Origin of the sequence: Weissella oryzae SG25 (assembly GCF_000691805.2) — a bacterium.
Lineage (GTDB): Bacteria > Bacillota > Bacilli > Lactobacillales > Lactobacillaceae > Weissella > Weissella oryzae.
The window spans coordinates 41,341-64,575 of record NZ_DF820487.1 but is presented as its reverse complement, the minus strand read 5'-3'; the positions used below and the strand labels follow the sequence as shown (position 1 = coordinate 64,575).

Genomic DNA, 23,235 nt, shown 5'->3' with positions numbered 1-23,235 from the left:
TTAACTTTTAATTATAGAGTTCAGTTTAGCATTAATTCAAAATCACGTCCAACAATCTTAAGGTTACCGTCTTAGCTAATATGATAAAATAAAGCCAATTCATTCTTACTAGAAAGCTAGGGGTTATAAAATGAAATTTGATTATTCACACCAAGAAAACTGGTACTTTGAACATGGTAAGCATCAGTCACCCATTAACATTGATGACCAAGTTGCTACTACTTGGCCAAGAGGTTCTGCACTTGAAGTTGACTACCAAAATGAAGTTAGTTTAGCCCATGATTCAGGCAACGGTCTGGAAGTCTTTGTGACAGGTACTGCAATTTTAAACTACCGTAAGTTTAATTTAGTGCAATTTCATACCCATACCCCTAGTGAACATCAATTGAATCAACATTCTTTTGCTGCAGAAATTCATTTTGTACATCAAGCTCTTAATGGTGCCAAGGCCGTAATTGCTGTCTTTTTTGAAATTGGTCCGGCTAATCCGATTTTAGCCTCTGTTATAGAAAACTGGACAAAGCCAAATGACTTTACCATTAAATTAACAGACTTCATTCCAGCTAATCCGGCTTATTATCACTACCTAGGCTCATTAACAACGCCACCTTTAACCGAAGATGTTGAATGGTACGTTATTAAAGACCCAGTTACTTTAAGCCAAGAACAACTAGCTTTCTTGGAAGGCCTTGCAGCTAAGAATAATCGTGACCTTCAACCACTTAATGACCGTCCAATTCTTTATCACGAATAAAAATAAGCCCGACCAATTAGTTCAAGCTAATCGGTCGGGCTTATTTTTCTCTATTATGATTGTGGAATTGCCACGGACACAACTGGGATGTTATTAAAGTCAGTTGCTGGCTTAATCAAAATTTGCTTTGAAACTCCGCCCTCATCCTTAGTAACAGCATCAACCTTACCCACATACAAACCAGATGGCGTTACCCCACCTAAGCCAGATGTTGTAACCATATCACCCTTTTTCACTTCAGTTTGTGATGTAATGTTGCTCATAATAATTTCATTTTTTGTCTGATTAAAACCAGAGATGATTCCATCAACAACCTCACCATTGCTAGTTGCTACTCGAATTGCAAAGCGGTTAGCTGTCTGGCTATTGTCAGAAATCAATTCTACTTTAGAATTAGTCGTATTAACTTGCACAATCCGACCAACCAAGCCACCAGAACCCATCACCGACATATTACGCTTCAAACCAGCATCAGTCCCTTTATTAATAATAATTTGTGACTGCCAATTTGATGGTGAACGCGAAATTACAACTGCATTCACAACTTTAAAGTCGGTCAAAGTTGAATCTAAGTTCAATTGGTTCTTAAGTGCTTTATTTTCAGCTTGCAAGGTTTGCAACTGAACCTTAGCTTGTGCTAGTTCATCAATTCGAGTTGTCAACTTTTCATTTTCTTGATAAGTATTCAACAATTGTTGAACCGACGCCACACTCGTCGTCAGGGCTTTAACTGGCGTTCCAACCACCTGAGCTGTCCAGCCAGTAATGTCTGATAATACTCGACTTGGCAACGAAGGTTCTGCCTTTGAATTGCGGGCATTTGAACTAATCGTAATAATTGCAATTGTTAAAATCGCAATTATTACTGCAATCACCAAACGACGTGAAGAAAATGGATTTTTCATTATAACTCCCTTCGTTCACGACTAATTTTATTTCCGATTAAGTCAGCATCTTTTCTTTAAGAAAAGCGCATCACATCTAATATGTGATGCGCCACCAAAGCTATCTTAATTGTTCAAAACGTCGATTGACTTTAAGATTTCACCCGTTCCCAAAACGACAGCATCAAGCGGCTCAGTCGCAATAAAGACCGGAACTTTGGTTGCATCGGCAATCACTTCATCGATATGGTGCAAAAGTGCTCCCCCACCAGTTAAAATAATTCCATGATCAATCACATCAGCTGCAATTTCAGGTGATGTCTCTTCAAGAGTCTCCTTAATTGCCACAATAATCTCAGCAATCACATCTTTAATCGCATCAGCAACATCAAAAGCGGTTACTTCGATTGTCTTTGGTAAACCAGTTACTAGGTCACGTCCACGAATCGTAGCGCCATCCATATCCTTAGCCAACTCTAAGTTTGCTGAACCAATTTCCATCTTTAGGCGCTCAGCTGATTGTTCACCAATCAAAACTGAGTAGTTTTGGCGGATATAAGTCATAATTGCATCATCAAGCCGGTCACCAGCCATCCGAATTGATCGTGAAGACACGATTCCACCCAATGAGATTGTCGCAACATCAGTTGTTCCACCACCCATGTCTACAACCATTGAACCAGTTGGCTCCATGACTGGCAAACCAGCTCCGACAGCTGCGGCAAATGGCTCTTCAATCACGAAGGCATCCTTAGCCCCAGCAACCCGAGCAGCATCAGTTACTGCCCGACGTTCCACAGCGGTTACGCCAGAAGGCACACCAATTACAACCTTCGGATTTGTCCGGCCATTGCCCAACGCCTTGTTCAAATAATACTTAAGCATTGCCACAGTTGTTTCGTAGTCAGCAATCACACCATCACGCATTGGACGAATGGCTTTGATTGATCCTGGCGTACGACCAAGCATCTCTTTTGCGGCTTCCCCAACCGCAACAACTTCGTCGGTTCTTGTGTTACGGGCAACCACAGATGGCTCACGCAAAACAATCCCTTTTCCTTCAATATAAACGAGCGTATTTGCAGTACCTAAATCAATACCAACATTTCGACTTCCAAATGAGAACACAGTATTTATCCCTTTTCCTTCTTTGAATATTTTATTTGAGTTTATCTATTACAAGTTTTTAAGATTTTAAAAAAGCAATTGAACATATCCCTTTAATTTTAGCACAGCCCTACTGAGTCCGTAAATGGCAGGATTACCTCAGCCAAGGAAATTTGTGGCATTCGATTAATCGAACGCTGACTAATAAATTCTTGGCGGGTAACTACGATAAAATCTAGAAAATGACATTGTATAATTTTACTACAAATTTCAATTTGAATCTTAAATTTTTCATCATTTTCCGACAGGTTTAAATTATTACTTGGGTGATTATGGATAAGCACAAAACCGTAGACATTCATCGCAATTAACGGTCGAAAAATATCACGTGGTTGCACGTCTACATGGTCAACACTCCCTAAGGCAACTCTTTGCATGATTAAAACTGCCATTTGAGTTGAAAGGCCGACAACCCAACATTCTTCTTGAACCGCAGTTCCAATTTTATTAACCATAATTTGACCAAGCTGTTGCACCGATTTTATCATTTCCATCTTAACACCCCCTTATACTTAACAAGATAGAGTGTCACTCTAGAATGTAAAGCGGTATAATCATACTAATTGTTTTTGAAAGAAGGTTTTTTATGCGTGTGCGTAAGTTTAGTCCCAAATATATTCCTAGTAAAAATCTTGGTCGAGCTGTTCGTTTTTACCGGGAGGTTTTCGATTTACCAACTGAATTCGGTGAGCATGAGGACCGGCACCTCTTTTTTAACCAAGAAGCAATCGTCTTTGATGAAGTTGAAGCTGAGCCAATTACGGTAACGGTAGTTGTGCGTGATCATGAAAGCACAGTTGAAAAGCATCTCATTAATTATTATGTACAACAAAGTGCACCCGTTACAGAAAGTGCAGATGGTAAGCACGTAACATTCCACTTAGATGATTTTGAAGGTAATCACATCGAAGTAATTGCAAATAAATAAGTCCTAAAAAGCGAGCATGTCTTTGTAGACATGCTCGCTTTTAATTTTTTAAACCAATGATTGATAATCACGTGCCCAGATGACACCCATTGCCTTTTCACCAGTATGGACACCAATGTATGGTCCGATAATTGAATGTTCAATTATCAAATCTGGTGCCATGGCTGTTAATTCAGCAATCCAACGCTCCGCCAATTTTGGATTATTCGCATCTAAAATTGTTACTCTGAGCGGATAGTCAACCGTTGCAATTACCGTATTCAAATTTTCTTGGATTTTTTTCCATGCACGCGTCATTTGGCGTTCTTTACCAATGGCAATAATCTTACCATCATCAAAAGTAAGCATCGGTTTGATATTTAATAATGAACCTAGTAGTGCTGCCCCATTTGATAGCCGTCCCGTTCGTTGTAGATGTTTAATATCATCAACAACAAAACGAACATCCGTCGAAGCCCGTAAGACTGCCAACTGCGTAAGAATCTCTTCCACCGGTTTGTTCGCATGCACGAGCTCAGCTGCTAGTAGAGCTTGATTACCAGCCCCTCTGGCAGCAATCTTTGTATCCCAAACATGCAGTTTAATTGGCACTTCATTTGCCAAGGCAGTTAAACTTGATACTAACCCAGAAATTCCAGCCGAAATTGCGACAAAAATTACATCCGTATAGCCCGCCTTGGCTAGCTCATGTAAATATTCATCAATTACACCAATCGCTACTTGTGAAGTTGTCAAAGCTGGCTTAGCCGTTTGCTGAAATTGATAAAATTCAATTTGACTTTGCCAACTAATCCCTTCAAAATACTCCGTTGCGCCCATCATCACAACATCAGGGAATGTTTTAATATCCAAACGATTTAATTCTGCTGCTGTTAAGTAACTTGAACTATTCGTGAGTACTGCAATTTTTGACATGCTTATACCTCATTGTATTTATTTTTAGAAAGTTTTTGCTACAATAATCCCCAAAAATAACATTACTAAGCCCCCAAAAAAGGCGATAAGGGTCTTAATTTCAATCAAGGTCCGATCGCCACGTTCATTACGTTCAAAGGCATCGGCTAATTCAACAATTGGTGCTGAAAAAGTTGAATATCCCCCTAGAATACCGGTTGCCCAAAAAACATTCATACTAGACTGCAAATGTAAGGCAAAAGCAATTCCAATCAAAAATGAAGCACTGAGGTTAATAATCATAACCATCCAGCTAGCTGCCTCACCAAAATAACGTTCACCTAATTCTAAGAGTAAAAATCGTAGAATCGAACCGAAAATTGCTCCAAAACCGGCCAATAATATTAATTGCATTTAAGCAACCACCTTTCGCGCTAGATTACGGGCGAAAATTACTACAACTAGGCCCCCTAACAAGGTAATTACAAAATACATTAGTGCTGGCCAGATATGACCAAGCTTTACCATGTCGAGGATGGCAGTTGAAAAAGTGGTAAAGGCCCCTAAGATACCAACCAAAACAAAATCAGATGTTATTTGTCCGACACCAATTTTATGCGCAAAAAGAATGACCAAAAAAGCCGAAATAAAGGTACCAACTAAATTGATCACGATTGTTCCCCACGGAAATGGCCCAGCCATCCATAATTCAATGGCCTCGCGCAACGCCCCACCAAAGAAGCCACCAAAGCCAACTGCTAATATGCGTCTCCAATATTGCATTCTACCCCTACCTAACTAATTTATTCTAACAGTTAAATCTACGCTAATTTAATTCTAAATGCAAAAAGCACATTGCAATTATTAAATAATAAACTATCCTTCATAGTTTTTAAAGTCTTTATCTTTAAAAAACAAAGACTGTCTGAAATTAATTTCAGACAGTCTTCATATTTGAGACGTACTTTAATAGCGGTTAAAATAAGTTAATAAATCTGTGACGGTTAATTTATTTTTAACCGCACCACTTACATCTAAAGCAACCTTACCATCTGCAATAATCAATAACCGATTTCCATATTCTAGGGCATCTGTTAAGTCATGCGTAATCATTAATGCCGTCAAATTAGCAGCCTTAATACTTTGATCGGTAATTTGCATTAATTGAGCTGAGGTCTTTGGGTCCAGCGCTGCGGTGTGTTCATCTAGCAACAACACCTTGGGCTGACTTTGCGTAGCCATTAGAAAAGATAAGGCTTGCCTTTGACCACCAGATAAATCACCAGTTGCCATACTCAACCGACTATCCAAACCGTTACCCATTTTAGCAGTTAATTGACCATACTCGGCTAATTTCGCTTTAGTCAAATTTCGGTTACGTAACCGGCGCCTTTGACCACGCCTTTCAGCCAATAATAGATTTTCAGCAACAGTCATCCGCGGTGCCGTCCCTAACTTAGGATCTTGAAAGACCCGCGACAGATACTTTGTTCGTTCAGTCTCTGATAAATGCGTTACATTAATCCCACCTAAATGAATTTCGCCACCTGTTAGCGGTAAGGTTCCTGCAATTACATTAAAGAGGGTCGATTTTCCAGCACCATTTGAGCCCAATACTGAAACAAAATCACCCGCCGCCAATTCTAAAGAAACATGGTCAAGAATATTTTTTTCATTGCTTAGGCCAGCATTTACAGTTACGGTCGCATCAATTAAGGCTACATCAATTTCAGTCATGGCTATTCACCCCTCTTTTAATAATGCTTTCCAAACGGAAAAATTTACGTAGCTGTGGCAAAATCAAGGCTAGGCCAAGAATTACCGCGCTAAATAAGTTTAAGTCATTAGCTGAGAAGCCAATTGCTAAGACAATCACTAGAACAAAACGATATAGAATCGAGCCGATAATAATCGTGATTAAGCGATTAGTTATTGATAAGTTACCCGGATAACTAACCTCACCAATAATAATTGAAGCTAGTGCAACCACGATAATGCCAATTCCCATGTTTACATCGGCAAAACCATTATTTTGTGCCACAAGTGAACCGGCAAAAGCAATTAAAGCATTTGAAATCATTAGCCCCAAAATTGTCATACTATCAGTATTAATCCCTAATGAGCGAGCCATCGTCCTGTTATCACCAGTAACGATAAAGGCTTGACCTAGTTCTGTCTGTAAAAAGATTGCAACTAAGATTGTGATAATCGCAATGACAACGGTTCCGATTAGGACGGCGGCATAATTAGGTGGTAGCTTGTCTAAACCTAAGCCAGAAAAAATCGTTTGAACGCCTAATAATGATCGATTAGCCTGCCCCATAATCCGGAGATTAATTGAATAAATTGCCGTCATCGTTAAAATTCCGGCTAAGAGAATTGGCACTTTTCCTTTAGTGTAAAGTAAACCAGTTACTAGACCAGCAAGGGCCCCCGCTAAGGCTGCCAGCAGACTAGCTAACAAGGGATTCATCCCTTGCGCAATTAAAGTAACGCCTGTAGCCGCACCAAGCGGAAAGGTTCCTTCAACTGTCATATCTGGAAAATCTAAAATTCGAAAGGTTAGAAATAAACCAATCCCCAATGTCGCCCAAAGTAGGCCTTGCCCAATTGCTGAAATAATTAACTGCATCTTACTCTCCTACAATCTTTGCCTTGTTGTATTCATTTGGAATTGTCAAACCAAGCTTGTTTGCTTCGGCTTTATTAATTACCAAATTACCCTTTTTCATAAATTCAACTGGCATCTTGCCTGGTTGCTTACCCTTTAAGACTTGGGCAATCATCTCACCAGTCTTAACACCAATTTCTTTTTCGTTAATTGATTCAGCAGCAACACCGCCCTGCTTTACCATCGTATCAACCGTTGGGAATACTGGTACCTTTGCATTATCGGTATTTTTCAATAGCGTTGTGAAGGCTCCTGCAATAGTGTTATCAGTTGGTACGAAGACGGCTTGCACGTTGTTATTATTAACCATTTGTAGTGATGTTTGATTCAAATCATTTGAAGAAGCAATCGTGTATTCCTTAACTTCGATACCAGCGGCTTTTGCTAAACTAGCCATCTTTTTTGCTTCAGTGGTTGCTGAATCATCGGATGAAGTATAAATAATTCCTAGCGTCTTTAAATCAGGCATGAAAGTCTTCATCATCTTTAATTGAGCAGCCAATGGAGCTTGGTCAGAAACACCGCTAACATTACCACCTGGGTGGCTATATGACTTAACTAATTTTGCACCAATTGGATTGGTTGAAGCCGAGAAAATCACAGGCTTACTAGTAACTGTATTTGCTACGGCAATTGCGGCTGGAGTAGCAATTCCAACTGAAACATTTGCTTTTTCATTAGCAAACTTCGTTGACATTGTTTTTAGATTGCTCTGATCTCCTTGGGCATTTTGAAAATCAATTTTCACATCCTTGCCTACTTTATAGCCAGAATCAGCTAACCCAACTTTAATTCCGCTATAGATTTGATCCAAGGCGGGGTGTGACATAAATTGCAAGACGCCAACGGTTGGCACCTTAGCCTTTTGAGCATTAACCCCTGAATAAATACCGGCACCAGCTAAAACGGCTACAATTACTGCTAAAGTTCCTACAATCTTCTTGTTCATAACGCTTCTCCTAAGCTTAGATAAATTTACGTGCAGACAAAACAAAAAGGTCTGCACGTATCCGTGCAGACCTCTCAAGAAATCCTTATGTCAGCACAGATTCGATATGCGAGCTCTAAAAAGAGCACGTACCGAATCTGCTTATTTCACAGTCCGGCCGTGTTAACGGCGCCACCAACCATTTAATTGTGAAATATGCTTACTCATAATAATCTCCTGTTAAATCTTTAATAAATTTCTATGAGCTAAATGATAAACGCTCTAATTTACTTTGTCAACCCTTTTAATTAATTATCAATACCATAGTTATAATCGGCATCTTCCATTGTCTCCAACTCACCTAAGCGATAACCATTACCAACTTGTGAAAAGAAGTCATGATTTGAAGTTGTCGTTGAAATTCCATTCATCACTACTGGGTTAACATCATCCGCAGTATCTGGGAATAGTGGGTCTTGACCAAGGTTCATTAAAGCCTTATTGGCATTGTAGCGTAAGAAGGTCAATACTGACTCAGACCAACCCACTTCATCATAAATTGCGTGAGTAAAGTTCGTTTCATTGCTATACAAATCCATTAGCAAATCATACATCCACGTCTTTAATGCTTCTTGTTCCGTCTCTGGTAATTCAGCCAAACCACGTTGGAACTTGTAACCAATATAAGTTCCATGAACTGATTCATCACGCAAAATTAATTTAATTATTTCGGCAACGTTGTTCAATTTATTGTGACCTAAATAATATAGTGGTGTATAGAATCCTGAGTAAAATAAGAAGGTTTCCAAAAAGACAGACGCAATTTTCTTTTGCAAAGGTGTGCCTTCGGCATAAATCTTTTCAATCCGTTGGGCTTTATATTGTAAAAACTCGTTTGAATTTGTCCAAGCAAAAATCTCATCAATTTCGGCCGGTTGATTCAAGGTCTCAAATATTGAAGAGTATGACTTAGCATGAACTGACTCCATGAATTGAATGTTATTTAAGACTGCTTCTTCATGTTGAGTCCGTACCGACGCCTTCAAAGAGGCCATTCCATCTTGTGATTGCAAAGTATCAAGCAGAGTCAACCCACCAAAAACTTTACCCACTAAGTCTTTTTCGGCAGTACTGAGAGTCCGCCAATCATCCAAATCATTTGAAAGTGGAATTCGTGTATCGAGCCAAAACTGCTCAGTCAACTTTTCCCACGTTGCTTTATCTATTGCATCTTCAATTGCATTCCAGTTGATTGCAATATAATTATCACTCATTTAAACAATCCTCTTTTTCTCCACTCCGTACAAAACTAAAATCCCTAGTTATCTTAGCTATGCAAAAAACAAATAACTCATGTTCAGGTTAAGTCAACTTACCATCAATCGTACGCGAATTATTGCTCTATGCTGTACTCTGACTCATCTTCTCTAAATCGAGCAAGATTCGCATTCATTTACGCCAAACTCTTCCATATCATCTGTATAAGTACGTACGTAATAAATTGATTTCACGCCCTTATTATAAGCATACAACCGTAAGATATTTAAGTCACGTGTTGTCATCTTATTTGTATGACCAATTTTCCATTCGTACAAGTCTGCGGGGAGTGTTGCACGCATAAAGAAAGTCATTGCCATTCCTTGATCAATGTGCTGTTGAGCGGTCGCGTAAACATCAACAACACGACGCATATCAATATCATAAGCCGATTGATAATATGGCAAAGTTTCATTACTTAGGTATGGTGCTGGATAGTAAATCTTACCGATTTTCTTTTCTTGACGTTCTTCAATTCGATTAACAATTGGCTGTAATGATGCAGTTGCATCATTAATGTAAGAAATCGAACCAGTCGGTGCAATTGCCATCCGATAGGCATTATAAATGCCATGTTCCATAATTGATGCCTTCAAGGCGGCCCAATCAGCTTGATCAGGGAAATGATGCTTAGCAAAAATTGCTTGCACCTTAGCCGTCTTAGGTTGCCAATCTTGTTCTACATATTTATCAAAGTAACTTCCTGACGCATAATCTGAATCGGCAAAGCCAACAAAACTTTCACCACGCTCGATTGCGATTTGATTTGAAGCTTTAAGCGTATAGTAGTTGAGCATTAAGAAGTAAGCATTGGTAAAATCAAGCGCTTCAGCATCACCATACATCATCTGATTCTTAGCAAAGAAAGCATGTAAGCCCATTGCACCTAAACCAATTGCATGCAGCTCATTATTACCGTTTTGTACACTAGGAACAATATCTAACTGTGAACTATTTGATACGAAAGTTAAAGCCTTAACCATTGCTGTAACGGATTGTTCAAAATCTGGCGTTTCCATCAAATTCACAATATTAGTTGAGCCTAGATTACATGATACATCCGTACCCAAAATCGTATACTCTTGTCGATTATTGATCGTTGAAGGTCGCTGAACTTGTAAAATCTCTGAGCATAGATTTGATGAGATTACCTTACCGGCAATTGGATTTGCCCGATTGACCGTGTCGATATTAATGATATATGGATAACCTGATTCTTGTTGTAACTTTGAAATTTCATTTTCAATATCACGTGCCCGAACCTTCTTCTTGCGAATATTTTCGTTAGCCACCATATTGTCATATTCCGCCGTAATATCAACGTAATTAAAAGGCTGGCCATACTCGCGTTCAACGTCGTAAGGTGAGAACAAAAACATATCTGCATTCCAACGTATTAAGTCATAGAACTTATCTGGAACAGTAATTCCCAAAGAAAGCGTTTTTACCCGGATTTTTTCATCCGCATTTTCCTTTTTCGTGGCAAAGAACTCCATAATATCTGGATGAAAAATTGATAAATAAGCTACTCCGGCTCCATTACGTTGCCCCATTTGATTTGAATATGAGAATGAGTCTTCCAAAAGTTTCATAACTGGCACAACTCCAGAAGCAGCATTTGCTATCCCTTTGATTGTTGAACCTGCTTCCCGTAAATTAGAAAGATTAATTCCAACACCGCCACCAATCTTCGATAGTTGTAAGGCTGAGTTAATCGTCCGACCAATCGAATTCATATCATCAGTGCTTTGCAGGATAAAACATGAGACTAGTTCACCCCGCCGCGAACGTCCGGCATTTAAAAATGATGGTGTTGCTGGTTGATAACGTTGATGCACCATCTCATCAGCCAACTGTAATGCTAGTTTTTCGTCACCAGCTGCATAAAACAAGGCATTAATTGCTACACGATCGGTATAGCTCTCTAAATACCAATCACCATCATTAGTTTTTAGAGCATATTGAGCATAAAACTTATATGCTGCCATAAAAGATTTAAATTGGAAATTGGCATCAGCTAAAAATTTAAACAAGCGCTCGATAAAAGTAAAATCATATTGCTCGATTGTCTTTGCATCCCAAAAATCATTTGTCAGCATATAAGATACACGGTCAGCTAAACTACTAAAGCTTTTCGTATTTGGTTGCACGTTTTCAGCAATAAAGGCGGCAAGCGCCTCGTCATCCTTTTGTAATTGAATGCTACCATTCAATGGTATGTTGACTTGATTATTTAAATCAAAATAAGTCACTTTATTAGTATCAAGCGTTGATAAAGACATATATTCCCTCGGTTCCTGTTCTCAAAGTAAAGCGGAATTTCACGAAAATTGCACCGATTCTTTGAGAGCAATGTTTGTATAATTTAAATTGCTTCCATCAAAGTAGCCAGCAAATCAGGTCTAAAACCGTTAATCGGTTCAAAGTCTTGTGCCATCACAACGGGAACTGATTGGTACCCTTGTCCCTTTAGAAATTTTAAGGCCTCAGCATCCTGAGAAACATTACGTTCCTCAAAGGAAATACCATATTGTTCTAATGTCTTTTTTGTCATCTTGCACTGAATGCAGTTATCTTTTGTAAATACAGTTATATTAGTCATATCGACACCTCACTTAGTCATCTAATTAAAAACCCTGTCATGAGTTTACCAGTGAATATAACAGAATGCAAATTTTAAAATTTTCGGCTTAAAGCTTGATATATAAGGGTTTATGATGATTATTTCATTTACTTTACAAGAATTAAAATAACTTTCCGTTAGCTAACTTTAACACAAGCCTTGTCGTTACTGACTTATCTTCATTTAAAAAAAAATGTGGATATTTTACTCAAAAATTATGCTTTATGTCCCTGTTGCAATGCAATGTCAACTAGCGTAATCTTTATTAATAACTAGATATCTTCGTGATACAATTCATAAGTATGGGGTTTAATATGATCGTTCGGATTTTATACATTTCACTTGGTGGTAACACACGTCATTTTATAAAAAAATTACAGGCTTATGGTCAACAACTTGATACTTCTATACAAATTGAAGCGAAAGAAATTACTGATGCTAGCTTTGATTCGATTGAAACAACGCCTTATTTTGTGCTTGTTCCTACTTATCTGGATGGTGGTAATGGAATTGATAATGGGGTCAAGGAGATTATGACTAATCCACTTCATGAACAACTTAGCTACCAAAATAACGCTGACCAATTGATTGGGGTTGTTGGTTCAGGTAATAAAAATTTTAACGTACAATATGTCCTAACTGCACGTCGTTACGCAGAAATTTTTAATGCTCCCCTAATTGGGGATTATGAATTGCGGGGCAATGATCAAGATGTAAAAAGGATTTTTAACGCTTTAGTTACAAGGCAAAAAGAATACCTAAGCACTCAAAAAGACTAATCTATAAAAAAATCGCTTTAAAACAGCAAAAAATATTTGCCGTTTTAAAGCGATTTTCATTTGTCGATTAAATTATCTTACTTAATCATTATGATTTCACGCTCAATCAATTCTTGTAAGTAAAAATGATATAGTTCGATCAATTCAGGATCTTTTTGAGCCAACTTAAAAATATCAACTATCGCAGTACCGCTTGAATTAACGGTTTTAATCTTCATTCCCGTCAACTCTTTATTAATCACTACCTTTAATTTAATTGAATGTGCCAGGCCTTTACTTGGTTCTAAAGCCCGTTGCATTACATAAGCACCAGCGTTATTTTGAATAAAACCGGTATCACTCAAAGCATATTTTTTTAAAGCTGGGTTAAAAGCATAGGTTTGCTCATCGCCAGTAACTTTAACAATTTTTTCAAAGGCCATCAATCTGCTCCCTAAATAAAAAAAGACTGAACCCAAAACGGTCCGGTCCAAATTTGTAAACGAATCGCTTACTTGTTAACTGCGTCCTTCAATGACTTTCCAGGCTTGAATGCTGGAACCTTTGATGCAGCAATTTCGATTTCTTCACCAGTTTGTGGGTTACGTCCCTTACGGGCAGCACGCTCACGAACTTCGAATGAACCGAAACCAACGAATGAAACTGTCTCGCCAGCAACCATAGTCTCTTGGATTGTCTCCAAGAAGGCGTTTACTGCCTTTTCAGAATCTTTCTTAGTCAATTCTGTCTTGTCTGAAACTTTTGCAACAAATTCTGCCTTTGACAAACTCATGTTAAATACCTCTTTCATGTTTGTAGCCTTATTATACTAATACTATCAAGAAAAATACAACCTTTTAAGCAAATTTAGTCGTTCTTTCTAAGAAAACTTATATTATTCAACATTATTTTCCCAGTATTGCCGATTTTCTTTGTAGCGTTTTCACTGTGTTTTTATATTATTTAACTACTCTGGCAATTAAGGTGTCGGTAAACTGCTTTAATTCTGCTTTAGCAGTCGTATTGGGGCTCAAATTTACCCGTACGCTAGGAGCGCCTTGGCTTGCTCCTGCTTTGATAAACTGAGCTTCAAATTTATCAACAGCTTTAGCAAAATCTGCACCATAAAACACATCTCCCGAACCAGCAACCCCAAAAATTTGACCATGTAAATCAACCATTGCTAAATCTTCATAAAAATCTAGCGCTTCATCTGGTAAGGAACCTTTATCAAAGGTATATGGTACTACCACCACAATATCATTTGTGGCTGCCTGTAAGTCATATGGGTCAGCGTTGATGATATCTTCTTTTGTCACTTCTACACCGTGGCTTTGAAAGTTTTTGATAATTTCATCCGCAACATCCTCATTATTACCTGTGATTGTCGCATATAAAACAAGTGCTCGCACCCTATTCCCCCCTATCTACTTTCGGCTTAAAACGGATGATTATCATATTCAACCCATGAACCGTGGGAATCTTGAATCCGTTTAAACATTTTTTCCATATCAATCAAAGAAAATGTTACCACAACTGGACGGCCATGCGGGCAATTAAACGGATTTTCACTCTTAGCCAATTGTTCCAATAAGCCGCGCGCCTCGAAGTCATTCAAAGCATGATTAGCCTTAATAGAACGTTTACATGCCATCATAATTGCCGTACGCTCACGGAAATCAGCTACTGTCATCTGACCTTCTCGTAAAATCCAATCAACCATTTCACGAACCGTGCTTTCTTCTTGACCAGCAATAAACCAAGCTGGGTGTTCGCGAATTATCAACGACTTATCGTCAAAAGGCTCAAGATTAATTCCAACCGCATTTAATTCCGCTTGATGCGCCTGAATTTTGATAATATCAACTGGCGCATATTCTAAAATAATTGGTACTAAAAATTGTTGTAATTCTTGCCCTTGGCGTCCAATTTCATCACGATAATACTCATATTTAACCCGTTCTTGCGCCGCATGTTGATCGACTAAATATAGACCATCTTCTGCCTGTGCAAACAAAAAGGTACCGTGCATTTGCCCAATATAGCTTAATAATGGGAAGCGTTCTTGGCCATCACGCTTCGTTTGCTTATCAAAGTCTAATTGAGCTTGACTACCAGCAAAAGGTGTACCACCTTCATTAAATGGTGTAAGGTTCTCTGAATGAGCATAACGAGCTGCAAAGGCCTGCAATTCGCTAGCATGCAAATCTGCTTCTGCATGGATTTCCAGTGGCTTGTGCGCCAAATCTGCAAATTCAGTTAAATCAACATCTGCTAGAGGCGTCTGATTGCTTGTTTTATCATGCAAACTTGTATTTGATTCTCCAAACTCACTAGTCGGACTTACAAAGACAGCTTGGCGTTGTTGTGATATATCATTCAACTGCATAATGAAGGGTTGGTCAGCTTCATTCTGGGTCTCTTGCTTTGCACCCATATAATTATCATAAGCATTTGGAATTAAATTTTCCGTTTGCAAGCGTTCTTTTACCGCTGTTTCAATTAAGTCCATTAATTGCGTTTCTTTAGATAGTCGCACTTCTTGTTTTTGTGGATGAACGTTGACATCAACTAATAATGGGTCCATTTCAATTGCTAAAACTGCCATTGGAAAACGACCGACCATTAATTTTGAACCATAACCTTTGATTAAGGCCTTTGTCAACTGATAGTTTTTAATATAACGCCCATTAATTAAGACTGAGATATAATTTCGACTCGCTCTGGTTAGTTCAGGTAAAGAAACATATCCAGTCACTTTAAAGTCAGCATCCTCCGCTTGAATCGCTAACATCTTTCGTGCTTGTTGCACACCATAAATGGCCGCCAGTACCTGTTGAATATTGCCATTGCCAACTGAACTGGTCACTGCTTTATCGTTATGTACTAAGCGAAAAGCAATCTCGGGATAACTTAGCGCCAAACGATTAATAATATCAACAATCTGCGCCAATTCAGTTTGCTGTGATTTTAGATACTTTAGCCGCGCTGGTGTATTAAAAAACAAATCTTTTACTGTGATTGAAGTTCCTTTTCGAGCATCGGTTCCGCTCTCCTCTAGCAGGCTACCACCACGATAGTGTACTAGCTTTCCCTGTTCAGCTCCTGCTGTTGCACTTTTTAAAATGACATCAGCCACTGAAGCAATTGACGGTAAGGCCTCGCCCCGAAAGCCTAGTGAATGGACACGAAATAAATCGTTACGGTCAGTTATTTTTGACGTTGCATGCCGTAGGAAGGCACGAGTTACTTGCCCAGCTTCAATTCCGTCACCGTCATCAATCACCGTAATGGTCTTAATTCCCGCCTCTTCAACCAAAACATCAATTTTACTAGCATTGGCATCGATTGCATTTTCAACTAATTCCTTAACTACTGATGCAGGCCGTTCAATCACTTCACCAGCTGCAATTTGATCAGCTAAAATCGCTGACAATTCATGAATATCTGCCATTAGTACCCCCCTTTAACTATTTTTTAACTTATCTTGCCAATTTTGTACTTTTAACATAGCATCAAGCGGCGTTGTTGTCGCAAGATTCAAGGCCTTTAGAGCATCTAAAACTGTTTGCGTATTAGCATCTAATGGTGCTGTTGCAAACAAATCTAGTTGTTCGTCATCAGTTGAGCTAGGTGTTTTCACTGGCAAATCAGATACTGGCTCTGCCAATGCACTGGTTAAATCAACATTAGAATCATGCGCCTCTAAACGGGCCAAAATTGTATCAGCCCGTTTAATCAAACTTGCAGGTAAGCCAGCCAATTTAGCGACATTAATTCCATAACTTTGATCAGCCGGTCCTGGCAAAACACGATGTGAAAAGACTAAATTACCATCTTCCTCCGTAGCTCCTACATGCACATTTTTAAGTTCTGCTAACTCTGCTTCAAGGGCGGTCAATTCATGATAATGCGTTGAGAACAATGTCTTAGCATGGACATTGTTATGTACATATTCAATAATTGCTTGGGCTAAGGCCATACCATCATATGTCGCTGTTCCCCGACCTAATTCATCAAAAAGTATTAATGAATTAGCAGTTGCTTGTTGCAATGCTGTATTTGCTTCTGCCATCTCAACCATAAAAGTCGAGTTACCAGAAATCAAATCATCTGCTGCCCCAATCCGGGTGAAAATTTGATCAAAAATTGGTAATGAAGCTGACTTTGCAGGTACATAGGAGCCAATTTGCGCCATTACAACCGTTAGTGCAAGCTGTCGCATATAAGTTGACTTTCCCGACATATTAGGGCCTGTAATCAATAAAATTGTATCATTAGCAGTCATTGTAACATCATTAGCTACATAACTTTGTTGACCCAAAACCTTTTCAACAACTGGGTGACGACCATCAACAATTTTAAGTTCATGTTCATCAACAAGTTCTGGTCGTACAAATTGTTCTGCCTCAGCCACTGTGGCTAGTGATTGTAGAACATCGAGCTCAGCTAAGGTAGCAGCTAATTTTTGCAGTCGTTCAATATTTTGCTTAATTTGGTCACGTACTTGCGTAAATAATTGATATTCTAACTCGCTTGACTTGGCCTCAGCCTCTAAAATCTGCTCTTCACGTTTTTTTAACTCAGGAGTTGTAAACCGCTCAGCATTAGCCAAGGTCTGCTTTCTGGTGTAACGTGTTGGGTCTAAACGTGGAATGTTTGCCTTCGTAACCTCAATATAGTAACCAAAAACCTTATTAAAACCAATTTTAAGCGATGATATACCAGTTACTTGACGCTCTTTGGCTTCCATTTCAGCCAACCATTGCTTGCCATGTTTCATCACATCCCGATAAGTATCTAGTCGCGAATTATAACTATCCCGAATTACCCCACCATCTGTAACCGAAATTGGTGGCTCTTCTGTAATGGCTTGGCTAATAAGCTTTTCAATATCTGTTACTGGGTCTAACCGAGCTAATAAATCGCCAAAAATCGCTGCGTCAAAGTTTCCAAGTGTAACCATAATATCTGGTACTTGCCGAAGTGAATTTCGCAGTTGTAACAAGTCACGACCATTGGCCGTTCCGTAAGCAACTCGACCAACCAATCGTTCTAAATCGTAAACTTGTTTTAAAGCTGTTTGCAATGCATCCCGGCCAAAAAATTCACGATTTAGTTCGCCAATTTTATCATAACGATGTTCTAGCGTTGCTCGATCCAAAAGTGGCAGCTCTAACCACTGTTTAAGTGCCCGACCACCCATTGCTGTCATGGTATGATCTAACAACCACAAGAGTGTCCCAGAACGTTTTTGCGTGCGTAAATTTAGCGTTAATTCAAGATTAGCACGTGAATTACGATCTAGCTTTAAATACTGTGATATGGCGTAGGCTTGGGCAACTTGCAAATGGTCTAAAGAGCGTTTTTGCGTGGTAAATAAATAACTTAGTAACGTATCAAGTGCTGCTAATTGCTCGGCTTTTTCAATTTTTTGTCGTAAATACGAAATCTCAGCATTACTATTTAACTCACGTTGATAAGAAATTAAAATTCCTAAACTAGTTAAATTGGCTTGCAAATCAGCTGGTAGATTAGTTGTCGTAACGACTTCTTTGGTTTCCAAACGACTTAATTCATTTAAAACTGTGTTTACACTGACCGCAGTTGTGACCTTTAATTCACCAGTTGAAAGGTCTGAATAGGCTAAGCCAAATTGACCAGCGCCAGCTTGAGCGATTGACACTAGATAATTATTCTCTTTTGCACCGCTAACAGAAGTTGACATCCGAGTTCCCGGCGTGACTAGTTGAATTACATCACGGCGTACCATGCCTTCTGCCTCAGCTGGATTCTCCATTTGCTCAACAACGGCTACTTTATAACCTTTATCAACTAAAATATCAATGTAATTTTGAGCTGCATGATGAGGCACTCCCGCCATTGGTATTGGGTTTACTGAATTCTTGTTACGTTGCGTCAAGGTTAATTCGAGCAATTGTGACCCCAAAATTGCATCATCGTTAAATAATTCGTAAAAATCGCCTAACCGGTAAAACAGGAAGGCATCTGGATAATTTTTCTTTATTGCATTATATTGCTGCATCATTGGCGTTTCTTTATTTTTTGCCATTATTTTCCTCACCTTAATTTTTAAAAGCACAAATAACTATTTTTGCTTAATTAATTTTATTTTAGCGATTTAAAAGAATAATTAATAGAGCTAGTCTAATTCTAACTAAAAAACGCTCACTGAAAAGAATTCAGCGAACGTTCATCAAGACTAATTTTTATCTGAATCAAACAAGCCCTTTAAACCAGCTAATGGCGTGTTGGTACTTTCTGGCTCTTCAACTTGTTGCTTTGCAAAATCATCCTCAGTTAAAACAGCCCAACCCTCACCGGCTGGTAGTGGTGCGCTTACATCTTCATCAGCTAAAATTTGCAAAGGTACTTGTAAAACGGTGAATTCAATTACTGCCTGCAAAAAGTCGATGACACCATCCTCAACTAGCATGACCGAATCTTCAAGTTCGTACTTTTCTTCGTGTCCTGCATCCTGTAAGTATACCTCGTCAATTGCAAAATCAACTGGTAACTCTACTGGTGTCAAAGAACGTGATGACGGTACTTGCAGTGTCCCTTTAACTTGTGCATGCACGATGATATCGGTTTGGTCCGCTTGCGCAAAGCCAGTTACTTCAAGTGGACTTGCATCAATAATTAAATCGCCAAAATCTTTTTTGAATGTCTCTTGTAAATTGACCGTTTCTTTAAACGGAAAAGCTTCTTCTCGATACTTCGCTAATTCGCTAAATTGCCATTTCAGCATTGTACTCATTCCCCTTTTATCAATAATGCTTGTCTTTTGAAATCCTGCTCCAATTTCTGGGCATATGGTTTACTCATTTGCTGATAAACTTGTCCAGCACGAATATCTAATTTCAAACGACCATGCACATCAGCTTTCGTCACCCGATTAATTACCGGTAAAGTGATGTTCTCACGTTCCTGCTTAAGATACTGACGACCGCTTACAGTAGTGCCTAATATTCGTAAATAAGGTGTCTGCCAAGCATCCATCATTTCTTCAGTCGTTATGTTTAATAAAACATATAATAAAGTTCGTTGTAGCCGCGCCCAAGTATAACGTTTGCTTTTAAAAGCTTGTTGAAATTCGGACCAACTAATCGAAATTGTAAGCATCTTTTTTAGACGATAAGCCAAACCATCACCTAATTGGTAGATTTTTTCTAACTCTGCGACCGGCGTCGTTAAAACCTTATATTTAAGATAATCAAACCAAAAATCCATAAATGGTTCCACCTGACCGCCTAACGCTAATTCCTTAGCCAGGCTTTCAGGTAGGTAATTAGCTAATTCCGCTACTTTGCCTGTTTCAACTAATGCTCGCAATGCTGACGCCGATGCAATCGTTTTATCTTGAATTTTTTGGTCATGATAGCCCGCTTTAATCCGCTGAATCGGTTGCAACTGAATCTGTTCAGTTAGTCCTAGGTCATTAATTGCTGTTGCGTAGGCAAAAGCAAGCATATCATTAGGCTGTTGAATTTTAATACCCGTTTGCTCATAAATTACTTGGTTAAAACTAGTTGCATAGGTTTCATTAAAGGAAGTAAATTTTTGACTTGCTTGCAAACTATCTTTTGCTTGCTTAGCTAAGGTTAGAAAATCAAGTTCAGCATGCTCAGCACCAAAAACTAAAGTTTTAACTTGCATTGCTGCTAAACTTTGAACTGCCCCTTTAGCAAAAATATGCGCTGCTTGTACAGCATATTGAAAAGGTAGTTCAAGTACAATATCAACTCCCGCTTGCAGGGCAGTGTCAGCTCGTATCCATTTATCAACGATGGCTGGCTCGCCACGTTGAACAAAATTACCACTCATAATTGCAATCACAACATCAGCACCACTTGCTTTTTTGGCTGTTTGTAAATGATGAATATGACCATTATGGAAAGGATTGTATTCTGTTATTAAACCGACTGCCTCCATCTGTCACCTTTTCTACTTCTTTTTTGCGTTAAAGAACCAACGAGTTGTCTTTGCATCAGGTGCCTGTTTTCCAAAATCTGCTGTTACTTCAATATCCGTAAAGCCTGCCGCTGCTAGCAAGTTTTTATATTGTTCAAGCTCGTAGGTGCGCTCTGTATGAATTTCTTGGACTTGTTGAAAAGCATCTAGTTCATTTTGATAAACAAAGAACGTCAATTCGTGCTCAACCGTATGCTGCGCGGCTTCAACGCCATAAGAAGACCACATGAAAGCTCGTTCGTCGTCATGCCAATTATACATATAGCCTGGGTAGACTACATCAGTTTGATATGGCGTGATTACATCAAAAACAAATTGTCCTTGATCGACTAAGTGGTCAGCAACTTGTTTAAATGCTGCTAATAACTCAGCCTCATTGGCCAGATAATTGAAAGAATCCGCAAAGGACGTAATTGTGGCAAATTTTGCCGTATAATCTGACCATTCCCGCATATCACCAACAATTAATGGCAATTCAATGTCCGCTTCATCTGCATGTTGTGCGGCTAAAGTTAGCATTTCTTCCGACAAATCAAAGACAGTAACATCTGGAAAACCAGCCTGCTTTAACATAATTGCTAACCGGCCAGCCCCACCAGCAAGTTCCAAAAGTGGACCTTGTGGACTCTTTACAGTTGCCACCGTATAAGTTAGCCAATCTTCATAAGCGCTCTGGTCAAAAAGTTCATCATATAGCTTAGCAAAGGTTGTGTAATTCATTACAACTCTTCCTTAACCAACCATTGATCGATTGCTTGTTCAGGCGCCTCACTCCAAAGCTTTTCTAGGTTATAGAATTGACGGGCATCCGTCTTGAAAACATGAACCATAAGGTCACCAAAATCAAGGAGGACCCACTCGGCTTCATTACGTCCTTCATGACGCCGTAATTCGATCCCAGCTTCAGCCAATTTATCTTCAATTTCATCAACAATTGCCAAAACTTGGCGGTTAGTTGGTGCATCCATAATCAAAAAAGTATCAGCTACTAGGCTTACTTCATGAATATCTAAAGCAATGATGTTTTCAGCACGTTTTGCATCAGCCGCTTTAACAGCAATTTCTAGGGTTTCTTCTAATGTCATTATATACTCCATGTATTGTAGGTTTCTAAAGTGCCTGGATATACCGGCACCTGTTTATCAATTAAATAGCTTAAGGTATGACGCGTTTGCCAACCAACGCTAGCAGCTAAATCTTCAAAAGCAAGTGCCCGAACTTCCGCAACACCTGGAAATTCGCGACCAACTTCAATGTAATCTGCCATGTAAATTATTTGGCTTAACTTAGACATGTACACTGCACCAGTCGTGTGGTTACGCACGGCATCTAAAATATCTTCATGCATAATTTTTAAATCATCTTTAATCATCTCAGCCCCGACAATACCATGCCAAATGTTATTACCCCAAGGAATCAAAGTTGGACTAAGTTGCTTTTCTCGTATAACAGTTAAAAAGTCACCATCTGAGCGTTCTTTAGCATAATCATGAACCAAAGCCGCAATTGACGCTATTTCAGCTGGCACACCCCACTTTTCAGCTAATTGTAAAGCCATTGTCTCTACTCTTAACACGTGCTCATAGCGTTTTACTGACATTGCTGCCTTAATTTTCTCTAATAAATCATTACGGTTCCCCGCAAAAATGTTCATTTGATAATTAATTTCCGTCATTTTAAATAAAGTCCATTCTCAAAAATATATGCTGCCACCATATCCGGTACTAAGTACCGAATACTTTGCCCCCGCTGCAACCGTTGTCGAATATCTGTTGAGGAAATGCCAATATCAGTAACTGTTACAAAATTAACCGGATAATTAGTCCGAACCACTTGCCCTGGACGATTAACTCCAACAAAATGTACTAACTTGAGTAAATCATCAATTCGATACCATTTTGTCAAATAGTTTACTTCGTCAGCGCCAATTATAAAATAATATTCATAATTAGGATGTTCCAATTTTAACTGCAACATTGTATTGAAAGTGTAACTTTTCCCCCCGCGTTGTACCTCTAAAAGCTCAAGTGCAAAACGACTATTACCAGCAATCGCAGCTTGTACCATACTAGCCCGGTGCCTTGGATCTAATGCCACTTTAGGATCAATATGAGGTGGCATTGCATTAGGCATAAACATCACCATATCCAAATCCAACACATTAGCAACCTGTTCTGCAATTAGCAGATGGCCTAAGTGTGGTGGATTAAAGGTTCCCCCTAAGATACCTATACGCTTTTTCTCACCAGTAAAGTCAAATTCAACCTTAGTTTGTACTTGTGCTTTTAGTGAACTTACCATCTCACTTCCTCCAGC

At 38.9% G+C, this 23,235-nt stretch carries 26 protein-coding genes; 3 read left to right on the top strand and 23 right to left on the bottom strand.

Translation table 11 applies throughout. The features are described from left to right. The first annotated feature begins 130 nt into the window (after window positions 1–130). On the top strand, window positions 131–754 hold the full coding sequence (locus tag TT13_RS03500) for a carbonic anhydrase family protein (protein WP_027698708.1): 624 nt from the start codon (window positions 131–133) through the stop codon (window positions 752–754). 53 nt (window positions 755–807) lie between these two features. Here TT13_RS03500 and mreC read toward each other — a convergent pair whose 3' ends face one another. From mreC to TT13_RS03485, 3 genes are all read right to left on the bottom strand, one after another. Then, on the bottom strand, window positions 808–1,659 hold the full coding sequence (mreC, locus tag TT13_RS03495; protein WP_027698707.1) for a rod shape-determining protein MreC: 852 nt from the start codon (window positions 1,657–1,659) through the stop codon (window positions 808–810). A gap of 105 nt (window positions 1,660–1,764) precedes the next feature. Continuing rightward, window positions 1,765–2,766 carry a rod shape-determining protein gene (locus TT13_RS03490; RefSeq protein WP_027698706.1) on the bottom strand — a complete coding sequence of 334 codons (1,002 nt, stop codon included), beginning with the start codon at window positions 2,764–2,766 and terminating at the stop codon, window positions 1,765–1,767. Between the two features lie 98 nt (window positions 2,767–2,864). Beyond that, a complete protein-coding gene (locus tag TT13_RS03485; protein WP_052348527.1) occupies window positions 2,865–3,299 on the bottom strand; it encodes a JAB domain-containing protein in 435 nt (144 codons plus the stop codon). Between the two features lie 92 nt (window positions 3,300–3,391). Here TT13_RS03485 and TT13_RS03480 point away from each other — a divergent pair, with 92 nt between their 5' ends. Continuing rightward, window positions 3,392–3,733 (top strand): VOC family protein, encoded by a 342-nt coding sequence (locus TT13_RS03480; RefSeq protein ID WP_027698704.1) that lies wholly within the window; start codon window positions 3,392–3,394, stop codon window positions 3,731–3,733. A 48-nt stretch (window positions 3,734–3,781) separates the two neighbouring features. Here the strand turns inward: TT13_RS03480 and TT13_RS03475 are convergent, their stop codons facing one another. From TT13_RS03475 to nrdH, 9 genes are all read right to left on the bottom strand, one after another. Then, window positions 3,782–4,648 (bottom strand): DegV family protein, encoded by an 867-nt coding sequence (locus TT13_RS03475; protein WP_027698703.1) that lies wholly within the window; start codon window positions 4,646–4,648, stop codon window positions 3,782–3,784. Between the two features lie 24 nt (window positions 4,649–4,672). After that, a complete protein-coding gene (locus TT13_RS03470; RefSeq protein WP_027698702.1) occupies window positions 4,673–5,041 on the bottom strand; it encodes a CrcB family protein in 369 nt (122 codons plus the stop codon). Continuing rightward, complete coding sequence (locus tag TT13_RS03465) at window positions 5,042–5,410, bottom strand: fluoride efflux transporter FluC (protein ID WP_045476569.1); 369 nt, start codon at window positions 5,408–5,410, stop codon at window positions 5,042–5,044. It lies immediately after the preceding gene. 183 nt (window positions 5,411–5,593) lie between these two features. After that, a complete protein-coding gene (locus tag TT13_RS03460; protein WP_027698701.1) occupies window positions 5,594–6,364 on the bottom strand; it encodes an ABC transporter ATP-binding protein in 771 nt (256 codons plus the stop codon). Continuing rightward, complete coding sequence (locus tag TT13_RS03455; RefSeq protein WP_027698700.1) at window positions 6,357–7,259, bottom strand: ABC transporter permease; 903 nt, start codon at window positions 7,257–7,259, stop codon at window positions 6,357–6,359. The genes TT13_RS03460 and TT13_RS03455 overlap by 8 nt, the downstream gene beginning before the upstream one ends. A 1-nt stretch (window position 7,260) precedes the next feature. Beyond that, window positions 7,261–8,247, bottom strand: a complete 987-nt coding sequence (gene trpX, locus TT13_RS03450) for a tryptophan ABC transporter substrate-binding protein (RefSeq protein ID WP_027698699.1) — start codon at window positions 8,245–8,247, stop codon at window positions 7,261–7,263. 287 nt (window positions 8,248–8,534) lie between these two features. Further along, on the bottom strand, window positions 8,535–9,500 hold the full coding sequence (nrdF, locus tag TT13_RS03445) for a class 1b ribonucleoside-diphosphate reductase subunit beta (protein WP_027698698.1): 966 nt from the start codon (window positions 9,498–9,500) through the stop codon (window positions 8,535–8,537). A 153-nt stretch (window positions 9,501–9,653) separates the two neighbouring features. Then, entirely contained in the window at window positions 9,654–11,825 is a 2,172-nt protein-coding gene (gene nrdE, locus TT13_RS03440; RefSeq protein WP_027698697.1) for a class 1b ribonucleoside-diphosphate reductase subunit alpha, read from the bottom strand. Window positions 11,826–11,908: 83 nt separating this feature from the next. Beyond that, on the bottom strand, window positions 11,909–12,145 hold the full coding sequence (gene nrdH, locus TT13_RS03435; RefSeq protein ID WP_027698696.1) for a glutaredoxin-like protein NrdH: 237 nt from the start codon (window positions 12,143–12,145) through the stop codon (window positions 11,909–11,911). A 335-nt stretch (window positions 12,146–12,480) separates the two neighbouring features. Here nrdH and TT13_RS03430 point away from each other — a divergent pair, with 335 nt between their 5' ends. Further along, entirely contained in the window at window positions 12,481–12,945 is a 465-nt protein-coding gene (locus TT13_RS03430) for a class Ib ribonucleoside-diphosphate reductase assembly flavoprotein NrdI (protein WP_027698695.1), read from the top strand. Between the two features lie 77 nt (window positions 12,946–13,022). Here TT13_RS03430 and TT13_RS03425 read toward each other — a convergent pair whose 3' ends face one another. From TT13_RS03425 to TT13_RS03375, 11 genes are all read right to left on the bottom strand, one after another. Next, window positions 13,023–13,367, bottom strand: coding sequence for a cysteine desulfurase (locus tag TT13_RS03425; protein WP_027698694.1), 345 nt, complete (start codon window positions 13,365–13,367; stop codon window positions 13,023–13,025). A gap of 68 nt (window positions 13,368–13,435) precedes the next feature. Further along, window positions 13,436–13,717, bottom strand: a complete 282-nt coding sequence (locus tag TT13_RS03420; protein WP_145912332.1) for an HU family DNA-binding protein — start codon at window positions 13,715–13,717, stop codon at window positions 13,436–13,438. 166 nt (window positions 13,718–13,883) lie between these two features. Then, on the bottom strand, window positions 13,884–14,336 hold the full coding sequence (locus TT13_RS03415; RefSeq protein WP_027698692.1) for a flavodoxin domain-containing protein: 453 nt from the start codon (window positions 14,334–14,336) through the stop codon (window positions 13,884–13,886). Between the two features lie 26 nt (window positions 14,337–14,362). Continuing rightward, the gene (gene mutL / locus TT13_RS03410; protein WP_027698691.1) at window positions 14,363–16,378 is read right to left on the bottom strand and encodes a DNA mismatch repair endonuclease MutL; all 2,016 of its coding nucleotides are present in this window, start codon (window positions 16,376–16,378) and stop codon (window positions 14,363–14,365) included. A gap of 12 nt (window positions 16,379–16,390) precedes the next feature. Beyond that, window positions 16,391–18,997 carry a DNA mismatch repair protein MutS gene (gene mutS, locus TT13_RS03405; RefSeq protein WP_027698690.1) on the bottom strand — a complete coding sequence of 869 codons (2,607 nt, stop codon included), beginning with the start codon at window positions 18,995–18,997 and terminating at the stop codon, window positions 16,391–16,393. Window positions 18,998–19,147: 150 nt separating this feature from the next. Continuing rightward, window positions 19,148–19,696, bottom strand: coding sequence for a YceD family protein (locus tag TT13_RS03400; protein ID WP_027698689.1), 549 nt, complete (start codon window positions 19,694–19,696; stop codon window positions 19,148–19,150). Window positions 19,697–19,701: 5 nt separating this feature from the next. Continuing rightward, window positions 19,702–20,880 carry a nucleotidyltransferase gene (locus TT13_RS03395; RefSeq protein ID WP_027698688.1) on the bottom strand — a complete coding sequence of 393 codons (1,179 nt, stop codon included), beginning with the start codon at window positions 20,878–20,880 and terminating at the stop codon, window positions 19,702–19,704. A 12-nt stretch (window positions 20,881–20,892) separates the two neighbouring features. Beyond that, the gene (locus TT13_RS03390) at window positions 20,893–21,639 is read right to left on the bottom strand and encodes a class I SAM-dependent DNA methyltransferase (RefSeq protein WP_027698687.1); all 747 of its coding nucleotides are present in this window, start codon (window positions 21,637–21,639) and stop codon (window positions 20,893–20,895) included. Beyond that, complete coding sequence (rsfS, locus tag TT13_RS03385) at window positions 21,639–22,004, bottom strand: ribosome silencing factor (protein WP_045476567.1); 366 nt, start codon at window positions 22,002–22,004, stop codon at window positions 21,639–21,641. Before rsfS ends, TT13_RS03390 begins: the two co-directional genes overlap by 1 nt. After that, complete coding sequence (gene yqeK, locus TT13_RS03380) at window positions 22,004–22,594, bottom strand: bis(5'-nucleosyl)-tetraphosphatase (symmetrical) YqeK (protein ID WP_045476565.1); 591 nt, start codon at window positions 22,592–22,594, stop codon at window positions 22,004–22,006. The genes rsfS and yqeK overlap by 1 nt, the downstream gene beginning before the upstream one ends. Continuing rightward, on the bottom strand, window positions 22,591–23,220 hold the full coding sequence (locus tag TT13_RS03375; RefSeq protein ID WP_027698684.1) for a nicotinate-nucleotide adenylyltransferase: 630 nt from the start codon (window positions 23,218–23,220) through the stop codon (window positions 22,591–22,593). The genes yqeK and TT13_RS03375 overlap by 4 nt, the downstream gene beginning before the upstream one ends. Window positions 23,221–23,235 lie beyond the last annotated feature (15 nt).

Excerpts from the sequence above, each read along its gene's own strand:
- rsfS (WP_045476567.1), bottom strand. The coding sequence starts at position 22,004 with ATGACATTAGAAGAAACCCTAGAAATTGCTGTTAAAGCGGCTGATGCA.
- TT13_RS03400 (WP_027698689.1), bottom strand. The coding sequence starts at position 19,696 with ATGCTGAAATGGCAATTTAGCGAATTAGCGAAGTATCGAGAAGAAGCT.
- TT13_RS03470 (WP_027698702.1), bottom strand. The coding sequence starts at position 5,041 with ATGCAATTAATATTATTGGCCGGTTTTGGAGCAATTTTCGGTTCGATT.
- mutL (WP_027698691.1), bottom strand. The coding sequence starts at position 16,378 with ATGGCAGATATTCATGAATTGTCAGCGATTTTAGCTGATCAAATTGCA.
- TT13_RS03425 (WP_027698694.1), bottom strand. The coding sequence starts at position 13,367 with ATGGCCTTTGAAAAAATTGTTAAAGTTACTGGCGATGAGCAAACCTAT.
- trpX (WP_027698699.1), bottom strand. The coding sequence starts at position 8,247 with ATGAACAAGAAGATTGTAGGAACTTTAGCAGTAATTGTAGCCGTTTTA.
- nrdF (WP_027698698.1), bottom strand. The coding sequence starts at position 9,500 with ATGAGTGATAATTATATTGCAATCAACTGGAATGCAATTGAAGATGCA.
- TT13_RS03460 (WP_027698701.1), bottom strand. The coding sequence starts at position 6,364 with ATGACTGAAATTGATGTAGCCTTAATTGATGCGACCGTAACTGTAAAT.
- TT13_RS03395 (WP_027698688.1), bottom strand. The coding sequence starts at position 20,880 with ATGGAGGCAGTCGGTTTAATAACAGAATACAATCCTTTCCATAATGGT.
- mreC (WP_027698707.1), bottom strand. The coding sequence starts at position 1,659 with ATGAAAAATCCATTTTCTTCACGTCGTTTGGTGATTGCAGTAATAATT.
- TT13_RS03390 (WP_027698687.1), bottom strand. The coding sequence starts at position 21,639 with ATGAATTACACAACCTTTGCTAAGCTATATGATGAACTTTTTGACCAG.
- nrdH (WP_027698696.1), bottom strand. The coding sequence starts at position 12,145 with ATGACTAATATAACTGTATTTACAAAAGATAACTGCATTCAGTGCAAG.
- mutS (WP_027698690.1), bottom strand. The coding sequence starts at position 18,997 with ATGGCAAAAAATAAAGAAACGCCAATGATGCAGCAATATAATGCAATA.
- TT13_RS03420 (WP_145912332.1), bottom strand. The coding sequence starts at position 13,717 with ATGAGTTTGTCAAAGGCAGAATTTGTTGCAAAAGTTTCAGACAAGACA.
- TT13_RS03500 (WP_027698708.1), top strand. The coding sequence starts at position 131 with ATGAAATTTGATTATTCACACCAAGAAAACTGGTACTTTGAACATGGT.
- TT13_RS03455 (WP_027698700.1), bottom strand. The coding sequence starts at position 7,259 with ATGCAGTTAATTATTTCAGCAATTGGGCAAGGCCTACTTTGGGCGACA.
- TT13_RS03375 (WP_027698684.1), bottom strand. The coding sequence starts at position 23,220 with ATGGTAAGTTCACTAAAAGCACAAGTACAAACTAAGGTTGAATTTGAC.
- yqeK (WP_045476565.1), bottom strand. The coding sequence starts at position 22,594 with ATGACGGAAATTAATTATCAAATGAACATTTTTGCGGGGAACCGTAAT.
- TT13_RS03465 (WP_045476569.1), bottom strand. The coding sequence starts at position 5,410 with ATGCAATATTGGAGACGCATATTAGCAGTTGGCTTTGGTGGCTTCTTT.
- TT13_RS03475 (WP_027698703.1), bottom strand. The coding sequence starts at position 4,648 with ATGTCAAAAATTGCAGTACTCACGAATAGTTCAAGTTACTTAACAGCA.
- nrdE (WP_027698697.1), bottom strand. The coding sequence starts at position 11,825 with ATGTCTTTATCAACGCTTGATACTAATAAAGTGACTTATTTTGATTTA.
- TT13_RS03485 (WP_052348527.1), bottom strand. The coding sequence starts at position 3,299 with ATGGAAATGATAAAATCGGTGCAACAGCTTGGTCAAATTATGGTTAAT.
- TT13_RS03480 (WP_027698704.1), top strand. The coding sequence starts at position 3,392 with ATGCGTGTGCGTAAGTTTAGTCCCAAATATATTCCTAGTAAAAATCTT.
- TT13_RS03430 (WP_027698695.1), top strand. The coding sequence starts at position 12,481 with ATGATCGTTCGGATTTTATACATTTCACTTGGTGGTAACACACGTCAT.